Source organism: Roseburia porci, from assembly GCF_009695765.1.
Lineage (GTDB): Bacteria > Bacillota > Clostridia > Lachnospirales > Lachnospiraceae > Roseburia > Roseburia porci.
This window is the reverse complement of the sequence record NZ_VUNI01000008.1, coordinates 1-22,023: the sequence shown is the minus strand read 5'-3', so window position 1 is coordinate 22,023 and position 22,023 is coordinate 1. Positions and strand designations below refer to the sequence as shown.

The window sequence follows — 22,023 nt, the reverse complement described above, 5'->3', positions numbered from 1 at the left end:
TCTATTTCACCTTCTCATATTTATAGAAATAGAAGATCAGATCAAAGTACGTCTGTTCCTCGCTGTCCGCAGTCACTTTCCACTCTTCTTTCTCATCCAGATTCGGAAAATATGCATCTGCGTCATAAGCGAAATCAATCTTGGTGATATGGGCAACATCACATTCATCGACAAGCTGCTCATAGATCTTCTCACCGCCGATCACATAGATATCCTCGCTTGGATACTTTTTCAGTTCCTCATGAAGTTCATCCATGGAATGTACAACGATCGCATCCTTCACCTGATAATTTGGATTGTGTGTCATCACAATATTCGTACGGTTTTTCAGTGGTACGCCCCCCGGAAAACTCTCAAGCGTCTTTCTTCCCATAACGACGACTTTCCCGGTTGTTGTCTCTCTGAAAAATTTCTGATCCATCGGAATTCTTACCAGAAGCTGGTTATTTTTTCCAATAGCCCAATTCTTATCCACTGCTGCAATTAAATTCATTTCGTCGTCCTCCTGTTCTCTCTTTGTATCATTCGTTATACCGCAACCGGAATATTTTTTATCTGTGGTCCTGTCTGATAGTCGGTGATCTTGATATCATCTGTTGTAAACTGATAAAAATCCTTAATCTCCGGATTCAGCCAGAATTTTGGCGCTGGAAACTGTTCTCTTGTAATGAGTTCCTTTACAAGTGGTATATGTCTGTCATAAATATGTGCATCTGCAATGACATGCACAAGCTCTCCGACCTTCATATCACAGACCTGTGCAAGCATATGCATAAGCACTGCATACTGACACACGTTCCAGTTATTTGCTGTGAGTATATCCTGGGAACGCTGGTTTAAGATCGCATTCAAGGTCAGCTTATCATCACCCGGATGCTGCGTTACATTAAACGTCATGCTGTATGCACACGGATAAAGATTCATCTCATGCAGATCCGCATGTACATAGATGTTGGTAAGAATCCGCCGGCTGAACGGATTGTTCTTCAGATCATAGATCACACGGTCCACCTGATCCATCATGCCTTCCTTATACTGATGCTTTACTCCAAGCTGATATCCATATGCCTTTCCGATCGAGCCGTTCTCATCTGCCCATTCATCCCAGACAGTGCTTTTCAAATCATGGATATTGTTCGATTTCCGCTGCCATATCCAGAGCATCTCCTCCGTACATGTCTTGATCGCAGTTTTCCGGAGTGTAATTGCCGGAAATTCCTTTGACAGATCATAGCGGTTCACAACACCGAATTTCTTAATCGTATATGCGCTTGTTCCATCCTCCCAATGCGGGCGGACTTTCTCGCCCTCCGTACTGACTCCGTTATTTAAAATATCGTTACACATATCAACGAATATCTTATCTGCTAAACTCATGAAATCCAATCCTCCTGTATCGATTATCGTGGTCTGTACGGTCTCACTTTCCGCAACATTCCAACAGTGTATTCTAACATAGTATTTTAAACAATTTAGAAGGGAAACGCAAGGAATAGTCGGCTTTTCCAAAAACAATTCTTGCATTTCCTGTTAAAAACATGTAATATATATTCATTAAAGCGAAAAGCTTTGAAGGAGAATGAGATGAGTCAGGCAAAAGTTGAACAATATAAAAAAGAGAAAGCAAATCGTAAAAAGACTTTAGCAAAAGAAAAGAGAAAACACGCCATTGCAGTCGTCTGCACATGGGTCGTATGTCTTGCAATTGTCGGATGGGCCGGATTCAGCGGATATAACTATTATGAATCCAAGAAACCAGCTAAGACCTATCACGTATCTACCACAGATCTTGATAGCTACTTAAGCACTTTAACAAGCGATAGCGAATAGTGCTTGGATATCTGTATAAAGGAATCGGGGAACCAAAAAGCATCACTGGCTAATCCAGTGATGCTTTTTCTATTGCTTCCTCGATGGCATTCATAAGAACGATCGACGTATACTGATTACTCTGCGAATATGTAATATTATCCAGAGACTGGGTATCTACAATCTGTTGTGCCAGTTCCTCCATCGCAGGCTTAACAAGAGGGTACATTGTCTCAACGGTCTCATCCAGGTTCACAAGTGAAACAGAATTGATGTTATTCTCATCCACGACCACCTGAACATCCAATGCTGAATCATTCAGCATTACCGACGCAGTATAGACCCCCGGCTGATACTTTCCGGTACTTTCTGCATTTTCTTTCGTGCTTCCGTCTTTCGGAAGAAACATCACCAAAAGCATGATGATCAAAAAAATCCCAAGAACTGCAAGTATTCCTGTAAAAATGAGCTCCTTCATATGAAGCACCACGATTTTTGTTTTTGCACTCACCCTAACGCCTCCATTCCTTGCTTACTATAATCATATGTAAAAAAAGATATTACATTCCTGATTTTTGAAGCAATGGAGGCATAGAGTTAAATTATATTTTAACTTTCTTCTTCATCGCTGACTGTCTGATCACAGGAAGTTGTGATTGCCGCCGGCTGTGTTGCTGTAACTGCATGTGCCGTGTTTCCAGTCAAAACTGTTCCTAAAAGCATATATCCCAGAAGAAGTTCTGCAATTCTTACGTTATCACTTTTCATATAAAACCAATCCTTTCTGAATCGGGGCATCTGCTTGTTTCTGAGTACAGAATACCATTTCAAAACCAAAAAGCAATAGGTTTGGGCAAAGTATCAGATAACCTTAATAAACTTTCAGATAGTCTTCACATTGTTTAGAAAAATATAAGAAAAATTCCGGCAATCATTGCACTGTCGGAATTTCCCTTTAAAATAATTTTATCTGTTTACTTTTTTCTTTCTGCTAAATACTGCGATTCCAGTTCCTGCGAACAGCATCATTATAAATAACCATGCTGTGCTGTTGTCACCAGTGTCTGGTGCAGCTTTTGCTACTGGAGCTGCTGTTGGTGTTGCTGTTGGTGTTGCTGTTGGTGCTGGTGTTGCTGTCGATGTTGTTTCTGCGATTGGTGCATTTACTTTTTCAATCAGTGAATCAACCGCAACTGACTTATTATCTACTGTTTTTTCCTCATCACTGTATCCAACCGCATAAGTAGAGAATTTTTTTGCATGTAAGATCAATTTTGTTCCATCTTCGCTTACTTCAATGTACTCTCCATCTTCATTTGGTGTTGTGGTCAGTGTATCAATATAAGCCTGATGGTAACGATATACTACATAGCTTTGTTTTCCCTGCATGGTGGAATCAATATCAAAGTAAAATGTCAATAACTTAGGAAGCTCGATCAGACCTGTTTTGGTTTGTTTACCATCCATATCCGTAATAATCTTTGTAATGACAATATCAATAAAGTTACCAATTTTCATTCCATCTTTTGAAGCAACCTGTGTCATATATTTTGTGTTCTCAACATCAGATTTTACAGCTTCTACATTTACATTAATCTCTGCGGAACCGCCTGACTTTACAATCGCATCATCTTCCTTTGTATAGCCTTTACGTGTATCTTCAACAATTGTATCAAACTGCGACTGAATATTTCCCACAATCGTGCTTGGTGTACCCTCTGCAATATTTACTGTAGAATTTCGTTTTCCGTCATCAACTGTAATTTTTTCTAAATTAACCTTTCCATCCGCAATTTTTACTACATAAGTTTCTGTTTTTCCATTCTGTTTTACAACGAAATTATAAGTTCCTTCCGGCACACCAACAAAGGCAAAACTTCCATCTTCTGCTGTCGTGGTTGCAGCAATGACTGTAGTACCATTTCTTAATTCTATTTCTGCTCCTGCACATGGTTTTCCCTTGCTGTCTTGTATTGTTCCAGCAGCCAGGTTTGTTTTTTCGCCGATTGTTGTTACTCTTACAATTTCAGACGCCGGTTCATCTTTGGTTGCCTTTACTCTTACCAAGACTTCTTTTCCTGTTTTTACACGAATTGCTGCACCAGTTCCAGGAGTCCATGTTTTTCCTCCATCCAGACTATATTCCTGATCTTTAGTGATTCCGGAAATATTCGTATATGCGCCATTTACAATTACTTTATAGTCATCTTTCTTTGGAGCTGCTGCACCTGGTTTTACGCCAATTACCTGTGCATCTGAGTCTAACAGGTTATCTCCATTTCCTGGTTTGATTACTTCAATTGTTTTTCCAGCATATGGGGTTAAATCTATCTTTCCTTCTGTATCTGCTGTTACTTCTGTCTCTTTTCCGTCTGCTTTCAGAATATACTTCTCATTCGGTTTTAAGCCGGTCAGTTTTCCTTCTGTATAATCCGGTGTTCCGTCTGGTGTTTCATTTTTGTACTCTAGTCTGATAATTTCAGAAGCAGGTGTATCTGTTGTTGCCTTTGTTCTTATCTGAATATCTGTTCCGGTTGGAATAACAATGTCTGCTCCGTTTCCTGTTGTCCAGGTCTTTCCTCCGTCCAGACTGTATTCTTTGTCAGCGCCAACCCCGGAAATAACTGTGTTATCACCTTCTACCTTTGTACCAAATTGTTTTTCTTCTGGTGCTGATTCGCTTTTCTTTACTTCGATCGTCTGTGGTTCAGAGTCTACTACATTACTTCCATTTCCCTTTTTGGCAATTGTAATTGTTTTACCAGCATATGGGGTTAAATCCAAATTACCATTTTCATCTGCAGTAACTGTTATTTTTTCTCCATCTACAGTAATCACGTAATCACTCTTTGGTGTTAAATTTTTCAGTTCTCCTGTTGTGTAATCTGTCTGTCCCGCCGGAGTTACCTGTCTGCATTTTAATTCTGCCTCTTTTTCTACTCCACCGATATTTAAAATAACACTGGTATCACCGGTTTCCGGATCTACGCTGTTATCTTCTGCTGACACTGTAAAATATGGAACATTAAACTCTCTTTCGTTTACCGTAATCTTAACTTTCAGACCTGTAAGATCATTACTATCTGTATAGGAACGTTGACTTGTCGGTACATCAAATGCGTCTGTTACTTCTATTGTAATATCACTTGTACTAAAATTTTTAGTAGTATAAGTGTACGCATAAAATGGTCCTTTATTTGTAGCTCCCCCGGCATCACATCCATAGTACCATCCCGTTTTTCCCTGACGTGTCAGATATCCAATATGACCATTTTGGCATCCATCAAATCCGGCTCCACTTTGTTCTACATGAACATTTCCCTGCGTTGCTTTTTGTCCTCCATCTGTTGTAACCGCCTTATCTGAGTTACCATCTGAGGCCGGAACAGCTGTTAATGTTAATCTTGCACTACCACTTGGGATTGCAACAACGGCATCCTCATTCGAATAATGTTCCGTCAGAAACATATAAGCAGTACTTGTCTTCATATTATTAATATCAGTAATTTCATTAAAGCCATAATATATGGTTCCTGTATTACTTGCTGCCTGAACTTCACTTGATCCCATATTTTTCCCTGGGATTCCTGTAATTGCAAAAATTCCTGCAAACAATGCCGCAGTAACTACTTTTGTCAATAATGCTATTTTTTTATTTTTCATAGCAATTTCTCCTTTTCTCTTTTTTATCCTTTTGTATGTTTTGCTTTCCTAATAACGAAGGTTTTCCAACTCCTCCAGGATCTTTCCTTTCGTACAAAGTCCTGCAAGATAACCGCTGATATGCATATTCATCAGTTCCTTTTCGAAACGAGGCTCCATAGACATTGGAATCAGATTTAGATGTGGATTCTTCTTTTTTAATTTTTTGGCCAGAAAAAACCCATGTCCGTATCTGTCTTCCATACTGATAAATGCAGCTTCAATGTGATTTTGCTGTGCATGCAGAAACGCCTCCTGTGCATCATCAAAGCTTTTAACCTTGATTGCAAATTCCTTCTTGCGTTCATACTGCATAATTGTCCGCTCTAACATTGTGCGTCTTTTCCTATCTTCTTCATAGATTAAAATGCACATCGCCTCACCTCTTTTCGATATCAACAAGCATTATTTAGTACTTTATATTCATTATAATAGTCCAATGTTGCCAAAACGTTGCTTTTTGAGACATTATTTTAAAAAATATAAAAATTTTGAAATCAAAAACGAGAGACTGTTTATCAATTACAGTCTCCCGCCATCATAGAAAAGCCTTCTGATTTAACTCTCCCCAGCTATATTGTGACATATACTCTCCGTTGTAAGCCCTTATTCCCTCCGGCTTGTCATCGAGATAATCATAATAATCACAACTGATTTTTTCAGGTGCTATTGCATATTTTCCTCTGGTTTCAACAAAGGCATCCTGCACCCCCGCTTTCTTTAGTGTTTTTATTAAATCTTTCTTTAATTTTGATAGATAAGACCGTGTATTGCTGTCTGACACAGAATCATCTTCCCACAGGATACTTCTCAGTTCTCCCGATGTCACGCTGCTTCCCCTGCGGTCTATCAAATAAGCCAGCATTTCCTTTGTCTTGTTCTTCTCGAATTCCAGGATCTTTCCGTTCACAAACACTTCAAAATTCCCGAAACATTTGACCGTCAATGTATTTGCCTTAATTGTCTGAACAGGGTGTTTCAAATCCTCCAGTTCGACTAGAATCTTTTCTTTTGTCGCAGGCTTTGTGACATAACCACTCATACGAAGTTCGATTGCCTGTGCCATATATTTATCATATCCGGTCACAAAGATGATATTGATTTTGGGATACCAGACTTTTAACTGCTTTGCAACCTCTATGCCAGACATTGTTCCCATCTCAACATCCAGAAATGCGACATCGATTGGATGTTCTTTTGCGTATTCCAGTACATCTTCCGGCTCCTGAAACGATACAACCTCTTCCTCCGGCTTCGCTGCTCTGATTGCTTTTTCCAGACTCTGCAGTGCAAGAGCTTCATCATCCGCTGCTATTATTCTCATTATTATCCTCTCTTCCCCTCGTTTATTTTATTTTTGTGGTAATGTGATCACAACCTGTGTTCCTTTTCCCGGCGTACTGCTCACCTCAAGCGTTCCGTCACACATATCCTTTAATCTGGTCCGTACATTCTGGATTCCCACATGTACCCTGCCATCATCCATCTTCCGATTTACATCAAAACCTGCTCCGTCGTCCTGAATCACGATCTGTACATAATCCCCATCACGTTTCGTACTAATGCAGACAGTTCCTCCACCCTTTTTCTTACACAGTCCATGTTTTACTGCATTTTCCACCATTGGTTGTAAAGTTAAAGATGGAATTAAGAATTCCTCTTCCTGTATATTATAAGCGGTCTTTACGCGATCCCCAAATCGTTTCTTCTCGATTGCAAGATAGCTTTTCACATGGTTCAGCTCCCTCTCAAATGGCACCGGACGATCAAGTCCAAGAGACTCGAGATTCCCCCGCAGATACTCTGCGAATTCTCCTACCGTTTCCTCCGCCTGTTTCGGATCTGTGTCGCACAACTGCTGGATACTGGTAAGCGTATTATAAATAAAATGTGGTGCAATCTGTGAGATCATAATCGATATACGCAGATCTGCTGCTTCTTTTTCCTTTTGGGCCAGATTCTGATTCTGTTCAATCATTGCTACTACAAACAATAATATCATAGATATGCTGATTGCGATATTCACTAATGAAATTCCATAATAAAATGTCTGTAATATCATTGCAAGAAGTGGTAACACCATATAGGAAACCAGTGATATGAACAATTGTCTGCTGATTTCCCTCCGCCACTGAAACACGAATGAGAAATCAATGATCATACCCAAAATTGGCAGAAACATGGATAACGGATGAAGAAAATTCCTGTGATAGAAATTATGTGCATCAATATAATAATAAAAATTCAGAAACTGCGATGCAATGACAAGTGCCATTCCTATGATTGCAATTCCGTATACCATGATAATACGTTGTCTCGGAATCTGCTTCTTTCCGCGAAACAGGCACACGCATAAATATGTATGATAGAAAAACAGCAAACTGTCACTCAGGAAGAAAACGGCAAAGTTGCTGATTTTTACTACGTAATAAGCGACGGTTCCAGGTGTTCCCCGAAATTCCCATGCAAGCGCATCGCCGAACAATAAGAGCGAACAGTTCAGCAGTAATGCCAGCAGCAATTTTCTCTTTGTTTTATCAAAATTCTTACTCATAAACATACACAACGCTGCAATCAAAGAAAATATGAATCCCCATAACAGCAATGCTACGTGTAATGATGTACGATCAAACATTTTTCTCCTCCGTTGATAATTGGTGCTCCATGGGTAAGTGGCTCCGCTTTGCTACTTACACCAAAAAAAGGACTATCGCTATTGCGATAGTCCTTTATGCAAGAGCGATAGACGGGGCTCGAACCCGCGGTCTCGACCTTGGCAAGGTCGCGCGTTACCAACTACGCCACTATCGCATATATCTCTGTCACTTCTGTGACATCTGCTATCATACCAAAAGTCGATTCCGTTGTCAATGATTTTTTTGATTCATATGAACAATTCTAATATAACAAACCAGCCGCGATAAAAAACATGCCATAATAATAGGTTACAAGATTCCACCCATGCGTCGACCACGGCCGATTCTTATAAAAATAAAGAAACAGAATCAGGAAATCTGAGATCAGGATCAGACCGGTTCCAATTGCCCTGCACAGATTTCCGGTGTCTGGCATCTGCATCTGAATATGCACAGCCTTTACAAACAGCATCGTGATAAAGAAAGAATACAGATATACATATGGTCTTAGTTTTCCAAGACACATTTTTTCCAGATTTGTCAGAAATACTGTAAATGCCGTCCCCAGAAATGGAAACAGAAAATCTACCCATGACATAGACTGTATACTGCAGAAGCTGATCAGGAAGAACACATGCCCTATAAGAAAAGCGAACACTCCTCCTATAAAATATTTCTTTTTCCTGCTTCCATTGTAAAATCCCAGAAACACATCTCCACACAGACACAGCACAAATGCCGGAAGTTCTAATCGCATAAGCGTCTGATTCGTTCCCTGCATTCCACACCACAATGCAAGCAGCAGAAATGCAATGCTCGCAACGGTCTTCACCGATACATAATTTTTGCGCCACGGCTGATAGATCAGAACACTCAAAAGCATCATCACCGGTATCGTATAGATCAAAAACAGTATTCCCATAACCCCTTCTCCTCCTTTACCATATCAGCTGAAGCAGTTGTGGCAGACAGCTATAATGCAGCTTTCTGTGTTCTCCACAGTATTCTCCATCAGCATGAACGATCATTGCTCTCTCCAGTTCAATATCCATCTCCCTGCTGTCTGCCATGGTAAAACCTGCAATTCCGGTGTGCTTTCCGGAAACCAGTGCAGGAAGGCACAGAAAAGTTCTCCATTTCGGGATTCCGGATATGCAGCACATCGAAAGTTTTCCATCTTCGCAGTCCGCATGGGGTGCCATTGGAACGCCGCCACCTTCATAACGCAGATTCATTGCAACCGAACAGATCATTTTCTTCATTTCCACAATCTGCCCCTCATCCAGAATTGCCTTTGCGCTCGTTGTTTCCATGGTAAAAAGTGTCTCGATCGTCAAAAGAACATAGGTCAGACTTCCAAGATGAATCGCATTTAACAGCTTCTTCACCGGCGCGGTAAGTGCCTTCCAGCATACCTCCGCATCGAGTCCGATGCCCGAACTGATTGCAAAAATCCGTTTTTCTCTGCCGTGATCCCAGGATACACAGCCAAGATCAACCTTGCGGATCGTATCAGAATCCAGAATCCGAAGCAGCTGCTCTTTGGGTGTTCCTTTTATCCCAAGTCCTCTTCCGAGATCATTGCCGGATCCTGTCGGGATCAGACCGACTTTTGTTCTGGTAAAATCAAAGATTCCATTGAACACCTCATTCGCGGTTCCGTCTCCACCGACAATGATAAGACGGACCGTTTCCGATGTTCTCGACGTAATCTCCTCCGCCAATTCAGTTGCATGCCCTTTGTGCTGGGTAATATAAGCCTCATAAGCGACTCCGCGCTTCTTAAGTTCCTCTTTCACTTCATTCCAGATCAGTTTTGCTTTTCCGGTCCTGGATCTGGTATTCACAATGAAATAGTACATACCCCATTCCCCCATTCCCCCATATTTCTCTTTTGTATATGATTATTATACCAGAAGCTGAACCATTCCGCCAATCAGTATCCCGATATTCGCATCGTATATCTCTTCAAACTGCGTGACCGGAAGCGGATTTTCCCCTCTTCCAACCTCTATCGTGTATCCTGGTCTGTTATAATCCTGGATAAACCAGTCTTTATACCCTGCATACCCGGATTCTCTTGGTGTTTCTGCAACTTCATATCCGCTTACTTCACCAAAATATCTTGCGATTCTTCTTGAACCGGGCGGTTCATAATCCAGATACCTCCAGTAGATCACTTCTCCCTGCGTATGATAAGCAAGAATCAGATGAAAATCATGCTGTCTGGTAAAACGATATACTGCAAGGCTTTCCGGTTCTGTGAGTGGTCCTTCTCCCGGAAAATCTCTCGGTGCAAAAGACGTAAATCCGAGTTCTGACTTGATCTTTTTTGCTTCTTCCCATCCAGCCGGGAACTGGAGGTTTAAATCTACACCGTTTATATTCGCTTTCCAGCCGGATGGAAACGGAATATTTGGATATCCGGCTGCAATTGTTCTTGCCTGATCATAGTATGGGATTCCATCCGGATTCAATTTGGTTTGATCAATCTTCTCATTTACAAGATCCACGCCATCCGGGTTGACCATCGGAACCAGATAAAGCCGGAATGTCCGGTACAGCCAGTCTGCATCTACACCATAGATGCTTTTTCCCTGATCGACTGCTTCTAAGAATTCTTCTGCGAACCGCAGTAGAACCGGTGTCGTGATCCATTCGTTTGCATGAAAAGACGCATTATAAAATACTTCGACACTGCCTTCTCCGATCGTGATTGCCCAGATTGGATTGCCCATTACACTGTTCCCGATCGATGTCAGTTCCATCCACGGATATCGTTTCTGTAACTGCTTTATAATATCCTGCAAAAGTCCGGATGAATATGCTGCATCCGTTGGAACAATTTTTTCACGAACTGCCATTATTTTAAGCATTCCTTCGGTATATTTTCTATATCATATGCCGGATTTTCTGTCCGGTTCCAGCCTTTTTTACATTCATGAAAACTTAAGAATTCTTTACGCACTTCTTCCATTGAAGCCCGGATTCGTCCGTGCTATGCTATATATATGCCAAAGATAAAGGGGATAAATATGAAAACACTAAGTACTTCTAAGAAAAAGCTTCTGATTGCTGTCATTGCTGCGATTGCATCTGTGATGATTCTGGCTTTGCTCTTCTTTTTTGTGATCAACCGCTGGAGCATCACCCTGGTAATGAACGGAGATGACACTCAGACCATCGAATATGAAGACTCCTATTCGGAAGCTGGTGCAACCGCACGTCTTCATGGTTCACTTATTTTTAAAAAGGGCTGGGATGTTCCAGTCACCACAGATGGAACGGTAGACAGCAGTAAGGTTGGCACCTATGAAACCACCTACACTGCTGAAAAATACCACTTACATGCCAAAGCGACACGTACCATCGTGGTAGAAGACCGCGTTGCTCCGGAGATTACTCTGATCAGCAATCCGGACAATTATACACTTCCCGGCCAGCCATATATTGAAGAAGGTTATACTGCAAAGGATAATTATGACGGTGACCTGACCAATCAGGTGACCTCAGAAGAAAAAGACGGAGTCGTTACCTATACGGTTTGTGACTCTTCCGGAAATGAGACAAGTGTAACCAGACAGATTCGTTACAACGACCCAATCCCACCGGAAATCACACTTTCCGGAGATATGAATATTACGATCCAGGCCGGACAGACTTACACCGAACCCGGTTATACCGCAACCGACAACTGTGACGGTGATCTGACCAGTCAGGTAACCGTCGATGGGAATGTGGATACCTACCGCGCCGGTACTTATACATTAAATTACACAGTTTCCGACAGCTACGGCAATACTGCAGCTGCCTCCCGCCAGGTAACCGTCAATGCGATCCGTCAGCCGGATGTTGTCGTTCCATCCGGAAAGATCATCTATCTTACTTTCGATGACGGACCTGGACCTTACACCAGCCAGCTGTTAGATACACTCGCAAAATATAATGTAAAAGCAACTTTTTTCACGGTCAACACCAAATATACCTCTCTGATCGCACAGGAAGCGGCCGCGGGACACAGCGTCGGCATTCACAGTGCAACACACGATTATGCTACAATCTATGCAAGTGAAGATGCTTACTTTGCAGATCTTCACCAGATGGAATCCATCATTACTTCACAGACCGGTGTCCGTCCGACACTGATCCGTTTTCCAGGTGGAAGTTCCAATAAAGTCAGTGCCAAATACTGCCAGGGCATCATGTCCGCACTGACTCAGGCTGTGACCGATCAGGGATATCAGTATTTTGACTGGAATGTATCCAGCGGCGATGCCGGTGGCACTACCGATACCGAGACGATATTTGAAAATGTCATAAACGGCGTGCAGCAACATGATGTCTCTGTTGTTCTCCAGCATGACATCAAAGGCTTCAGTGTGGATGCCGTCGAGAAAATCATTGTATGGGGACTTGCCAACGGATATACCTTCCTTCCGCTTGACGCATCCAGTCCAGGCGCCCACCAGCCTGTCAATAATTAACGAAACACTTTTGATAAAAGCATATACATCTGCTCCGGTTCGATCGGTTTTGCAAGATACTCATTCATTCCTGCCTTATGACAGGATTCCAGATCTTCCGAAAATGCACTTGCTGTCATTGCTATGATCGGTATCTTTCTGCTGTCTTCGCGCTTCAGATTCCGAATATAGCATGCTGCATCTGCACCGTTTTGAACCGGCATACGCAGATCCATAATAATTGCATCATAATAGCCAGGTTCATGCGCTTCAAACATCTCGCATCCGATCTTACCATTTTTCGCCCATTCAGACAGAACTTCTTTCTTTTCAAGCATTTTTCCTACTAACATCGCATTGATTTTATGGTCTTCACAGATCAGCACTCTTTTTCCACGAAGGACCTCATCATCTTCATCAATCTGCAGCATCTCAGGGATATCCGATGCGATCGGGCAGAGCATGGAAATCTGAAATTCCGTGCCAGCTCCCTTTTCACTCTTGCAGGTAATCGTTCCGTCCATCATCCGGATCAGATGCTGTGCAATAAACAGTCCAAGACCGGTTCCCTGATTCTCTCCATCCTCCGGATTCTCCTGCTCAAATTCATGAAAAAGGTGTTTGTCCACAAATTCCTGTGACATTCCAATTCCATTATCACGCACAATAAAATTAACCGGCAGATAACCATCTACCGGAATCAAAGCTTCCGTAATACATTCAATTATTCCACCCTCCGGTGTAAATTTGATTGCATTATCCACAAGTGTCATGAGTACCTGCTGCATATGCAGCACATCGAGCATGATCCTTCTCTGATTGACCGCACTCTGTGAAAAGATCAAAGATACCTTTTTCTTCTCCGCGCGCATAAGAAGCAGCGTCCGGATTCCATACATCAATTCTTCATAGCTGACCGGCTCTAAAAACAGCTTCATTTTACCGCTTCCAATACGGTTCATATCCAGACAGTCATTCAGGATATTCTGCATATATTCCGCTGATGTCTGTATCTTCGTCAGATGTTCTCTTGTCTCATCATAACTGTCACTGCGCAGAGCCAGCTCTGTAAAACCGATAATCGCATTTAACGGTGTTCTCAGATCATGCCCCATACTGTTTAACAGATCCGCTTTTAACTTCTTTTCTTCCGATTCATTGCGCTCTGCTTCAACAATTTTCGTAACGTCCTGTATATAAAGCGCAATATGATCCTGCGAAACACGGTAAAATACCGAACTGATATGCTTGCGTACATTCTTATCATACACAGTCAGCCGGAACGGTTTCTGCTTATCCAGTTCGGCAATACACTCATCGATCCAGTCGATATTCGGATTTAGAAAAAGTCCCGCAAGACTTGCCCCCTCTAACGATCCTTTCGGTCTCTGTAACATGTCCTCCAAAGCCGGATTCGCATATGCAAAACGAGCTTCAGCCGGACGCCCGAGTTCATTTAAGAGGAGTTTTACAATCGCAAATGCCATCGGATTGTCCTCATAGACAACCCGATATGGTGTTACGTCAAATGTCTCCACTGCTTCTCCTCCTTCGCCTTTTTGCTCATTATATCATTGCTTACCGACAATGAATAGCGGAAAAAGTCGATAATTTGCAGAATCACACTAATCCTGTCACAATTCCGAATATCTGGACTGCAAACGCTGCGATCCAGGCGATCACACACTGCATGATGACCACGAGGACTGCCCATTTTCCACCAAGTTCACGTTTTACGGATGCAATTGCAGCAACGCATGGTGTATACAGAAGTGTGAAAACCAGAAATACGACTGCATGGAACGGTGTAAAGATCTGGCTCATCGCAGTTCCACTGATCAGGATCGTAAGTGTGCTCACAACACTCTCTTTTGCCATAAATCCTGTCAGCAGCGCTGTTGAGATTCTCCAGTCACCGAATCCCAGTGGAGCAAATACCGGTGCTACAAGACTTCCGATCAATGCCAGCATACTGTCTTTCGAATCTGTTACAATATTCAGATGTGTATCAAAGGTCTGCAGGAACCAGATAATAATGGTTGCAAGGAAAATAATCGTAAATGCCCTGCTGATAAAATCCTTTGCCTTATCCCAGATCAGTCTTCCAACGCTCTTTGCTCCCGGCATACGATAATTTGGCAGCTCCATAACGAATGGAACAGGTTCTCCACGAAATACTGTATGATCCATGATCACTGCATAGATGATTCCAACCAGAATTCCGGTAAAATACATAAGTGACATCACAAGAGCACCCTTTTTCGGGAAAAATGCCGCCGTAAAAAAGGCATAGATCGGAAGTTTTGCCGAACAGCTCATAAACGGGGTCAGAAGGATTGTCATCTTACGGTCACGCTCCGATGGAAGCGTTCTTGTTGCCATAATTGCAGGAACCGAACAGCCAAAACCGATAATCATCGGGACAAAGCTTCTTCCGGATAAACCGATCTTACGCAGCAGCTTATCCATGACAAAAGCAACTCTTGCCATATATCCACTGTCTTCCAGAAGTGACAGGAAAAAGAACAGTGTCACGATTGTTGGAAGGAAGCTGAGTACGCTTCCTACTCCGGTAAAGATACCATCGATTACAAGAGAATGTACGACTTCATTGACATGTGCCGCCTGCAGTGCTTTATCACACAATTCGGTTACTGCTCCGATTCCAAGATCCATAAGATCCGAAAGCCATGCACCGATCACTCCGAATGTAAGCCAGAAAATAAGCAGCATGATTCCCACAAACATTGGTATTGCCGTGTATTTTCCGGTAAGAATGCGGTCAATCTTCTGCGAACGGATGTGCTCTTTACTCTCATGAGGCTTTACAACGGTTGCCTGACATACTTTATCGATAAATGTAAAACGCATATTGGCAAGTGCCGCCTGTCTGTCCATACCGCTTTCTTTTTCCAGCTGACAGATGATATGCTCGATCATTTCCTTCTCATTCTGATCCAGATGAAGCTTCTCTTCGATCATCTGATCACCTTCTACCAGCTTGGTTGCTGCAAAACGGGTAGGGATCTTATAGTGATGCGTATGATCCTCGATCAGATGCATGATCGAATGAATACATCTGTGCATTGCTCCTCCATCCGGTCCTTCTGCGTCACAAAAATCCATACGTCCCGGGCGTTCCCTGTATTTTGCAACATGCACAACATGATCGATCAGCTCGTCGATTCCTTCGTTTTTGGCTGCCGAGATCGGAACAACCGGAATTCCAAGCGTCTGTTCGAGCTTATTGACGTCGATCGTTCCACCGTTTTCCCGCACTTCATCCATCATATTCAGTGCCAGAACCATCGGAATATCCAGTTCGATCAGCTGCATGGTCAGATAAAGATTCCTCTCAATATTCGTTGCATCTACAATATTAATGATTCCTCTTGGCCGGTCATTCAAAAAGAACTCTCTTGTAACGATCTCCTCACTGGTATACGGAGACATGGAATAAATGCCCGGAAGGTCTGTAACCAGTGTATTCTCCTGTTTCCGGATCTGTCCGTCCTTACGGTCAACCGTAACACCCGGGAAATTGCCCACATGCTGATTAGAACCGGTCAGCTGATTAAACAGTGTCGTCTTTCCGCAGTTCTGGTTGCCTGCGAGTCCAAACGTAAGCAGTTCTCCTTTTGGAATCACCTCACCACGCTGCTTCACATGATAGATTCCCATCTCACCAAGTCCCGGGTGCAGGGATGGTGTATCATTCTTTCTGCTGTCCGTTGTATTGTCCTGTTCCCTTTTTGCATCAGCAACCTGTACGATCTGGATCTTCTCTGCTTCTGATACACGAAGTGTCAGTTCGTAGCCCCAGACACGAAATTCGATCGGATCGCCCATAGGCGCTGCTTTCATATATGTGATCTCGGTTCCCGGAATAATTCCCATATCCAGAAAATGCTGACGCAGTGCGCCCTCTCCGCCTACTGCACAGATTTTGGCACTCTGTCCCTTTTTCAACTCTGCTAATGTCATAACGTGTTTACTCTTTTCTTTCTCACTTGTATTCTATTGATAATTTTTATCACTAGCTATCATTATACACGGAAAAATCATATGGAACAAATTTTATTTATATTTTTCCAAACTTCCTTTTCATCCTTTATCCGGCATGATAAAATATTCTTCGAAAACACAAGAAAATCTGAGGTAATTATGAGTATATTAAACGTTGAACATTTAAATCACGGTTTTGGTGACCGTGCCATCTTAAAAGATGTCACTTTCCGTCTTCTCAAAGGCGAACACGTTGGCTTTATCGGAGCCAACGGCGAAGGCAAATCAACTTTTATGAACATCATCACAGGCCATCTCCAGCCGGATGAGGGTAAGATCGAGTGGGCTAAGAATATCCGCGTTGGCTATCTTGACCAGCATGCAGTCCTTGAAAAAGGCCAGACGATCTATGATGTATTAAAGAGTGCATTTCAATATCTGTTTGAATTAGAGACCCGCATGAATGCGATCTGTGACAATATGGGGGAAGCCACTCCGGAAGATCTTGATCTTATGATGGCAGAACTCGGTGAGATCCAGGACACACTGGATTCTCATGATTTTTACATCATTGACACTAAAATTGAAGAAGTTGCGCGCGCATTCGGTCTTTCCGACATCGGACTTGAGCGGGATGTCACGGAACTCAGTGGTGGACAGCGAACCAAAGTTCTTCTTGGCAAACTGCTGCTTGAGAAGCCTGATATCCTGCTGTTAGATGAGCCGACCAATTATCTGGATGAATCCCATATCGAATGGCTGAAACGCTATCTGAACGAATATGAGAACGCCTTTATTCTCATCTCGCATGATATTCCATTTTTAAACAGTGTCATTAACCTGATCTACCACATCGACCAGGGTGTCCTGACACGTTATGTCGGCAATTATGACGATTATATGCGTGTGTATGAAATGAAAAAAGCACAGCTCGAAGCTGCCTATAAGAAACAACAGCAGGAGATCAGCGATCTGAAAGATTTCGTTGCAAGAAACAAGGCACGTGTTGCCACCCGGAATATGGCCATGTCACGCCAGAAAAAACTGGATAAAATGGATGTGATCGAACTGGCTCAGGAGAAACCAAAGCCGGAATTCCAGTTCCGTGAAGCACGTACCTCCGGAAAGATTATTTTTGAAACAAAAGACCTTGTCATCGGCTACGATGAGCCACTTTCCAAACCGTTAAACCTAACAATGGAACGCGGTCAGAAAATTGCGATGGTTGGTGCAAACGGTATTGGAAAAACAACGCTTCTGAAAAGTATTATGGGATATATCAAACCATATTCCGGCGAGTCCATTCTCGGCGACTACCTCTATCCGGGATATTTTGAACAGGAGAAAAAATACGAGACGAATATTACCTGTATCGATGAGCTCTGGGAGGAATTTCCATCCATGAGCCAGTATGAAGTGCGTTCTGCCCTTGCCAAATGCGGACTTATGACCAAACATATCGAAAGTCTGATGAAAGTGTTAAGTGGTGGCGAACAGGCAAAAGTCCGTCTGTGCAAGCTGATCAACCATGATACGAATCTTCTCCTTTTAGACGAGCCGACCAACCATCTGGATGTCGATGCCAAAGACGAGTTAAAACGTGCTCTCATGGCATACAAGGGAAGTATTCTCCTGATCTGCCATGAGCCTGAATTCTATGAAGACATTGTAAATGATATCTGGAACTGCGAAGAATGGACAACCCGGGCCATTTAATCCGGCTGATTGCTATTGTTTCTTCCAGACCTGATCGCAAAGATCTTTACAATACTGAAGCGAGAAATCCGGATCCTGTTTCCGGATTTCGTTCTGCTCAGCCATCTCCTCGGTATAGTCACTGAGCGGATAGACTGTCACGCCACCAAATCCTTCCTTTAGATCCGAAACAAGTGGCTCTACACCGTAATCCTGTATCCTTACCTGTCCATCCTCTTCTCTTGCCAGTGTTACTTCTGCCATTCCACCAACCATGCGGTTTGCAATCCCGCTTCCGGAATCCGATGTCCAGTTCACAAAATTTCCCAGAGAATAATATACAAGCATCTTCTGATCTTCTCCATACCATTCTACCGGTTCGATCACATGAGGATGTGTACCGATCACAAGGTCTGCTCCATTTTCCGCAAAAATTTCTGCCCAGTACTTCTGTTCCTCTGTCGGTGCAAGCTCATATTCGGTTCCCCAATGTGGACAGACAACCGTAAAATCAGCCTGTTCCTCGGCCTGTTTCAGATCCGAAATTACCTTATCTTCCTCAAGATAATCAATTCCATAAGGCATATCCGCAGGAAGTGCGATTCCATTGGTTCCATACGTATAATTTAAAAATGCGATGCGAATTCCATTTTTCTCATAAATGCAGATATCATTCTGGGATTCCTGGCTGTCATGAATGCCAAGTACCGTCATATCCGGATGCTGTGTTTTCCAGTAATCCAGGCAATTGACAAGTCCGCTTCTGCCTTTATCCAGTGCATGGTTGGTCGCATGCAAAACAATATCAAAGCCTGCATCCGATAATGCATCTCCAAGCTCATATGGCGCATTAAAACATGGATATCCGGTAATTCCAAGCTCTTCGCCGCCAATGATAACCTCCTGATTGGCAATTGCAATATCAGCATGCCTGATTGCATCTACATGTTCGAACAACTGATGAAACTCATAGCTTCCATCTTCTTTTCTGCCACTTTCTGCAACCGATGTATGAAGCAGGACATCGCCAACCATCACAAGCGACACTTCCTGTGCCTCCTGCTCTGTTTCTTCCTGTGTACGCCCATTCACTTCCTGATCTTGCTCTGTCTCTCTGTAATCACCCACATTTGAAGTTTCTGCCTGCGTATCATTTTCTCTGTTCGATTCCACCTGCTTCACATTCTGGCAACCGGCAAGTAAACTTCCTGCCAGCAAAATACATAAAAAAGATTTCTTTTTCATTTTTCCCCTTTTTCTAACAATAAAAATATTCATTTATACGCAAAAACAGACGTATATGACAAATCATATACGTCTGCTCCTTGTTAGTCAAGCAGGTTATTCATGCTCTTTAATGCAATCATCAGTGTCGATGTATTATGTAAAAGTGCCGATGTCGTCGGAGGAATTACTCCTGCAACACCAAGTACGATCAACATTGTATTAAATCCGACGATCACCTGATAGTTTTTATGAATTCGTTTCACCAGATTATCGCTTAACAGTTTCAATGTGACGATCTGATAGAGATCATCCACTCCAACCGTGATATCTGCAATTTCTCTTGCGATTTCTGCACCATCGCTGATCGCAATTCCGACATCTGCTGCGGAAAGTGCCGGCGAATCATTAATGCCATCACCGATCATGATGACTTTTCGTCCCGCCTCTTTCTCTTTTTCTACATAATGAGCTTTGTCCTCCGGAAGAACTTCCGAATAATACTCATCCACTCCAACTTTCTTTGCAATTGCTGCCGCAGTCCGCTCACTGTCTCCGGTCATCATGACAACTTTTGACAGTCCGGCTCTCTTCAGCGAATTCACAACAGCTGAAGCCTCTTCACGAAGTGGGTCTTCTATACAGATAACTGCTGCAAGCTGATTGTCGATTGCGAGATACAGATGCGAATATTCCTTTGGAAGTGCATCAAATACTTCCTGTTTTCCTTCTGGAATCGTGCACTTTTCATCTTCAAAAACAAAGTGATAGCTTCCAATCACAACACGTTTTTCATCAATCTTGGATGCGATTCCATGTGCAACAATGTATTCGACCTTCGAATGCATCTCTTCATGTTCGAGTTGTTTCTTCTTCGCTGCATCCACAACCGCTTTTGCCATGGAATGCGGAAAATGTTCTTCGAGACATGCGGCCAGACGCAGCAATTCGTCTGCATCCTGGTCATTAAACGATACAACTTTTGCAACTGTAGGCTGTGCCTTGGTAAGAGTACCTGTCTTATCAAAGACAATCGTATCCGCTTCTGCAACTGCTTCTAAGAACTTACCACCTTTTACCGTCAGGTTATAAAGGCTTGCTTCCCGGATTGCTGATAATACTGCAATTGGCATTGCAAGTTTCAGCGCACAGCTGAAATCAACCATCAGAATCGATAATGCCTTGGTTGTGTTTCTTGTAAGAAGCCAGGTAAGTGCTGTCGCTCCAAGGCTGTATGGTGCAAGTTTGTCTGCAAGATGCTCTGCTTTACTCTCCATGGATGACTTAAGTTTCTCTGTCTCCTCGATCATCTTCACAATCTTTTCAAACCTGCTGGAGCCGCCGACTTCCTTGACAAGGATCGTCAGCTCGCCCTCTTCCACAACTGAGCCAGCATATGCGGTACTGCCTTCCGTTTTACGTACCGGCACTGACTCACCTGTGAGAGATGCCTGATTAACCATTGCCTCACCGCCACATACGGTTCCATCAAATGGGATCACATTGCCCATATGGACAACAACCTGATCTCCCGCTTTAATATCTGATGACGGAACAAGCACTTCCTGACCACCACTGATCATCCATACTTTTCCGACATTTAATGACATTGTTCTTGCAAGATCATCTACGGATTTCTTATGTGTCCAGTCTTCCAGGATCTCTCCGATTCCAAGCATGAACATAATGGATCCGGCTGTATTAATATCATTCCGAAGCATCGATACGCCGATTGCTGTAGCATCCAGTACCTCTACTTCGATCTTGCCTTTTCTGAGAGAATTAAGTCCTTTTCCAATGTAACGAAGCGCTTTGAATGTGCTGTAGCATAACCGGAGCGGATATGGTAAAAACCATCTTCTGGCATAATGAAAGACGATCTTACCTATGAGTTTTTCCTGATAAAGATTATCCATCTCCCTGCCACTGCTCTCTAACAGTCCGGTTGGTACCTCTACCTTCTCATACCGAAAACCTTTCAGCAACTGAATGATCGTATCACGTGCTCCAACATACTCGATTACGGCATCTGCTGTCCGGTCATAAACCTTGCAGAAAGTAACCTCTTTCTGGCTGTGCAAAAAGTAAAGCAATGTATCTGCCTGTGCATAACTCATTCTTGTCTGCATCACGTGGATACGCATTCTTCCGGCACGTTCATGTTCGATCTTAAATTTCATACTTCAACCACGTTCCTTTCAACAGAGAAAACTATGCTTCAGCTGTCTCAGCTTCTGTTTCTTTTTCCTCTGTCTCTGCACCTTCAAATTCTGCTGCTTCTGCGGCTGCCGCACGCTCTTCATTGATCTGTTTTGCATCAGCAAGAATATCTTCTGCATTCTCCTGAACGGTTGTTACCCCTGTGTGTTAGAATAGTTGTCAGTGAAAGAAAAAAGTTTTTGTGGTAGTATATAACTATCACAGGAAGGAGCTTTCACTATGAACTACAGTCAAGAACTTAAGGAAGCCTTGCTAAGAAGAATGCTTCC

General features: G+C 42.7%; 18 protein-coding genes, 1 tRNA gene and 1 pseudogene. 3 read left to right on the top strand and 17 right to left on the bottom strand.

Features of this window, described 5'->3' with window-relative positions; genetic code table 11:
* Nucleotide 1: 1 nt before the first annotated feature.
* A complete protein-coding gene (locus FYJ75_RS06290; protein WP_154429618.1) occupies nt 2-493 on the bottom strand; it encodes a dihydrofolate reductase in 492 nt (163 codons plus the stop codon).
* Nucleotides 494-528: 35 nt separating this feature from the next.
* A complete protein-coding gene (gene thyA / locus FYJ75_RS06285; RefSeq protein WP_154429617.1) occupies nt 529-1,377 on the bottom strand; it encodes a thymidylate synthase in 849 nt (282 codons plus the stop codon).
* A gap of 207 nt (nt 1,378-1,584) precedes the next feature.
* Between thyA and FYJ75_RS06280 the strand changes: the two genes are divergently transcribed.
* Complete coding sequence (locus tag FYJ75_RS06280) at nt 1,585-1,830, top strand: hypothetical protein (RefSeq protein WP_154429616.1); 246 nt, start codon at nt 1,585-1,587, stop codon at nt 1,828-1,830.
* A gap of 49 nt (nt 1,831-1,879) precedes the next feature.
* On the opposite strand, the gene FYJ75_RS06275 is transcribed toward FYJ75_RS06280, so the two are convergent.
* From FYJ75_RS06275 to FYJ75_RS06230, 10 genes are all read right to left on the bottom strand, one after another.
* The gene (locus FYJ75_RS06275; RefSeq protein WP_328596876.1) at nt 1,880-2,320 is read right to left on the bottom strand and encodes an FMN-binding protein; all 441 of its coding nucleotides are present in this window, start codon (nt 2,318-2,320) and stop codon (nt 1,880-1,882) included.
* 98 nt (nt 2,321-2,418) lie between these two features.
* Nucleotides 2,419-2,577, bottom strand: a complete 159-nt coding sequence (locus tag FYJ75_RS06270; RefSeq protein WP_154429615.1) for a hypothetical protein — start codon at nt 2,575-2,577, stop codon at nt 2,419-2,421.
* Between the two features lie 198 nt (nt 2,578-2,775).
* Entirely contained in the window at nt 2,776-5,472 is a 2,697-nt protein-coding gene (locus FYJ75_RS06265) for a carboxypeptidase-like regulatory domain-containing protein (protein WP_154429614.1), read from the bottom strand.
* Between the two features lie 48 nt (nt 5,473-5,520).
* A complete protein-coding gene (locus FYJ75_RS06260) occupies nt 5,521-5,886 on the bottom strand; it encodes a hypothetical protein (protein WP_154429613.1) in 366 nt (121 codons plus the stop codon).
* A 163-nt stretch (nt 5,887-6,049) separates the two neighbouring features.
* On the bottom strand, nt 6,050-6,835 hold the full coding sequence (locus FYJ75_RS06255; RefSeq protein ID WP_154429612.1) for a response regulator: 786 nt from the start codon (nt 6,833-6,835) through the stop codon (nt 6,050-6,052).
* A gap of 27 nt (nt 6,836-6,862) precedes the next feature.
* Nucleotides 6,863-8,146, bottom strand: coding sequence for a sensor histidine kinase (locus tag FYJ75_RS06250; RefSeq protein WP_154429611.1), 1,284 nt, complete (start codon nt 8,144-8,146; stop codon nt 6,863-6,865).
* 103 nt (nt 8,147-8,249) lie between these two features.
* Nucleotides 8,250-8,322, bottom strand: a tRNA-Gly gene (locus tag FYJ75_RS06245).
* Nucleotides 8,323-8,409: 87 nt separating this feature from the next.
* Entirely contained in the window at nt 8,410-9,069 is a 660-nt protein-coding gene (locus FYJ75_RS06240) for a lysoplasmalogenase (protein WP_154429610.1), read from the bottom strand.
* Nucleotides 9,070-9,085: 16 nt separating this feature from the next.
* Nucleotides 9,086-10,009 carry a diacylglycerol/lipid kinase family protein gene (locus FYJ75_RS06235; RefSeq protein WP_235907025.1) on the bottom strand — a complete coding sequence of 308 codons (924 nt, stop codon included), beginning with the start codon at nt 10,007-10,009 and terminating at the stop codon, nt 9,086-9,088.
* 45 nt (nt 10,010-10,054) lie between these two features.
* Complete coding sequence (locus tag FYJ75_RS06230) at nt 10,055-11,011, bottom strand: M14 family metallopeptidase (RefSeq protein ID WP_235907024.1); 957 nt, start codon at nt 11,009-11,011, stop codon at nt 10,055-10,057.
* Between the two features lie 171 nt (nt 11,012-11,182).
* Between FYJ75_RS06230 and FYJ75_RS06225 the strand changes: the two genes are divergently transcribed.
* The gene (locus FYJ75_RS06225) at nt 11,183-12,631 is read left to right on the top strand and encodes a polysaccharide deacetylase family protein (RefSeq protein WP_154429607.1); all 1,449 of its coding nucleotides are present in this window, start codon (nt 11,183-11,185) and stop codon (nt 12,629-12,631) included.
* Here the strand turns inward: FYJ75_RS06225 and FYJ75_RS06220 are convergent.
* Together FYJ75_RS06220 and feoB are read right to left on the bottom strand one after the other, a co-directional pair.
* Entirely contained in the window at nt 12,628-14,148 is a 1,521-nt protein-coding gene (locus FYJ75_RS06220) for a hybrid sensor histidine kinase/response regulator (RefSeq protein WP_154429606.1), read from the bottom strand. The two genes, FYJ75_RS06225 and FYJ75_RS06220, sit on opposite strands and share 4 nt — an antisense overlap.
* Before the next feature lie 82 nt (nt 14,149-14,230).
* Complete coding sequence (gene feoB, locus FYJ75_RS06215; protein ID WP_154429605.1) at nt 14,231-16,594, bottom strand: ferrous iron transport protein B; 2,364 nt, start codon at nt 16,592-16,594, stop codon at nt 14,231-14,233.
* Between the two features lie 180 nt (nt 16,595-16,774).
* On the opposite strand from feoB, the gene FYJ75_RS06210 reads away from it, so the two are divergent.
* Nucleotides 16,775-18,331, top strand: a complete 1,557-nt coding sequence (locus FYJ75_RS06210; RefSeq protein WP_154429604.1) for an ABC-F family ATP-binding cassette domain-containing protein — start codon at nt 16,775-16,777, stop codon at nt 18,329-18,331.
* Between the two features lie 12 nt (nt 18,332-18,343).
* Here the strand turns inward: FYJ75_RS06210 and FYJ75_RS06205 are convergent, their stop codons facing one another.
* The 3 genes and pseudogenes from FYJ75_RS06205 to FYJ75_RS14830 all read right to left on the bottom strand — a co-directional run.
* Entirely contained in the window at nt 18,344-19,555 is a 1,212-nt protein-coding gene (locus FYJ75_RS06205; protein WP_195838954.1) for a CapA family protein, read from the bottom strand.
* 83 nt (nt 19,556-19,638) lie between these two features.
* A complete protein-coding gene (locus FYJ75_RS06200; protein WP_154429602.1) occupies nt 19,639-21,714 on the bottom strand; it encodes a heavy metal translocating P-type ATPase in 2,076 nt (691 codons plus the stop codon).
* 31 nt (nt 21,715-21,745) lie between these two features.
* Nucleotides 21,746-21,892, bottom strand: a pseudogene (locus tag FYJ75_RS14830) (DUF6110 family protein); the annotation flags it as partial.
* Between the last annotated feature and the right edge of the window lie 131 nt (nt 21,893-22,023).

What these genes read in the sequence shown, in the direction of transcription:
- FYJ75_RS06230 (WP_235907024.1), bottom strand. Translation starts at nt 11,011, where the DNA reads ATGGCAGTTCGTGAAAAAATTGTTCCAACGGATGCAGCATATTCATCC.
- FYJ75_RS06270 (WP_154429615.1), bottom strand. Translation starts at nt 2,577, where the DNA reads ATGAAAAGTGATAACGTAAGAATTGCAGAACTTCTTCTGGGATATATG.
- thyA (WP_154429617.1), bottom strand. Translation starts at nt 1,377, where the DNA reads ATGAGTTTAGCAGATAAGATATTCGTTGATATGTGTAACGATATTTTA.
- FYJ75_RS06255 (WP_154429612.1), bottom strand. Translation starts at nt 6,835, where the DNA reads ATGAGAATAATAGCAGCGGATGATGAAGCTCTTGCACTGCAGAGTCTG.
- FYJ75_RS06265 (WP_154429614.1), bottom strand. Translation starts at nt 5,472, where the DNA reads ATGAAAAATAAAAAAATAGCATTATTGACAAAAGTAGTTACTGCGGCA.
- FYJ75_RS06260 (WP_154429613.1), bottom strand. Translation starts at nt 5,886, where the DNA reads ATGTGCATTTTAATCTATGAAGAAGATAGGAAAAGACGCACAATGTTA.
- FYJ75_RS06290 (WP_154429618.1), bottom strand. Translation starts at nt 493, where the DNA reads ATGAATTTAATTGCAGCAGTGGATAAGAATTGGGCTATTGGAAAAAAT.
- FYJ75_RS06240 (WP_154429610.1), bottom strand. Translation starts at nt 9,069, where the DNA reads ATGGGAATACTGTTTTTGATCTATACGATACCGGTGATGATGCTTTTG.
- FYJ75_RS06205 (WP_195838954.1), bottom strand. Translation starts at nt 19,555, where the DNA reads ATGAAAAAGAAATCTTTTTTATGTATTTTGCTGGCAGGAAGTTTACTT.
- FYJ75_RS06250 (WP_154429611.1), bottom strand. Translation starts at nt 8,146, where the DNA reads ATGTTTGATCGTACATCATTACACGTAGCATTGCTGTTATGGGGATTC.
- FYJ75_RS06200 (WP_154429602.1), bottom strand. Translation starts at nt 21,714, where the DNA reads ATGAAATTTAAGATCGAACATGAACGTGCCGGAAGAATGCGTATCCAC.
- feoB (WP_154429605.1), bottom strand. Translation starts at nt 16,594, where the DNA reads ATGACATTAGCAGAGTTGAAAAAGGGACAGAGTGCCAAAATCTGTGCA.
- FYJ75_RS06280 (WP_154429616.1), top strand. Translation starts at nt 1,585, where the DNA reads ATGAGTCAGGCAAAAGTTGAACAATATAAAAAAGAGAAAGCAAATCGT.
- FYJ75_RS06235 (WP_235907025.1), bottom strand. Translation starts at nt 10,009, where the DNA reads ATGTACTATTTCATTGTGAATACCAGATCCAGGACCGGAAAAGCAAAA.
- FYJ75_RS06225 (WP_154429607.1), top strand. Translation starts at nt 11,183, where the DNA reads ATGAAAACACTAAGTACTTCTAAGAAAAAGCTTCTGATTGCTGTCATT.
- FYJ75_RS06210 (WP_154429604.1), top strand. Translation starts at nt 16,775, where the DNA reads ATGAGTATATTAAACGTTGAACATTTAAATCACGGTTTTGGTGACCGT.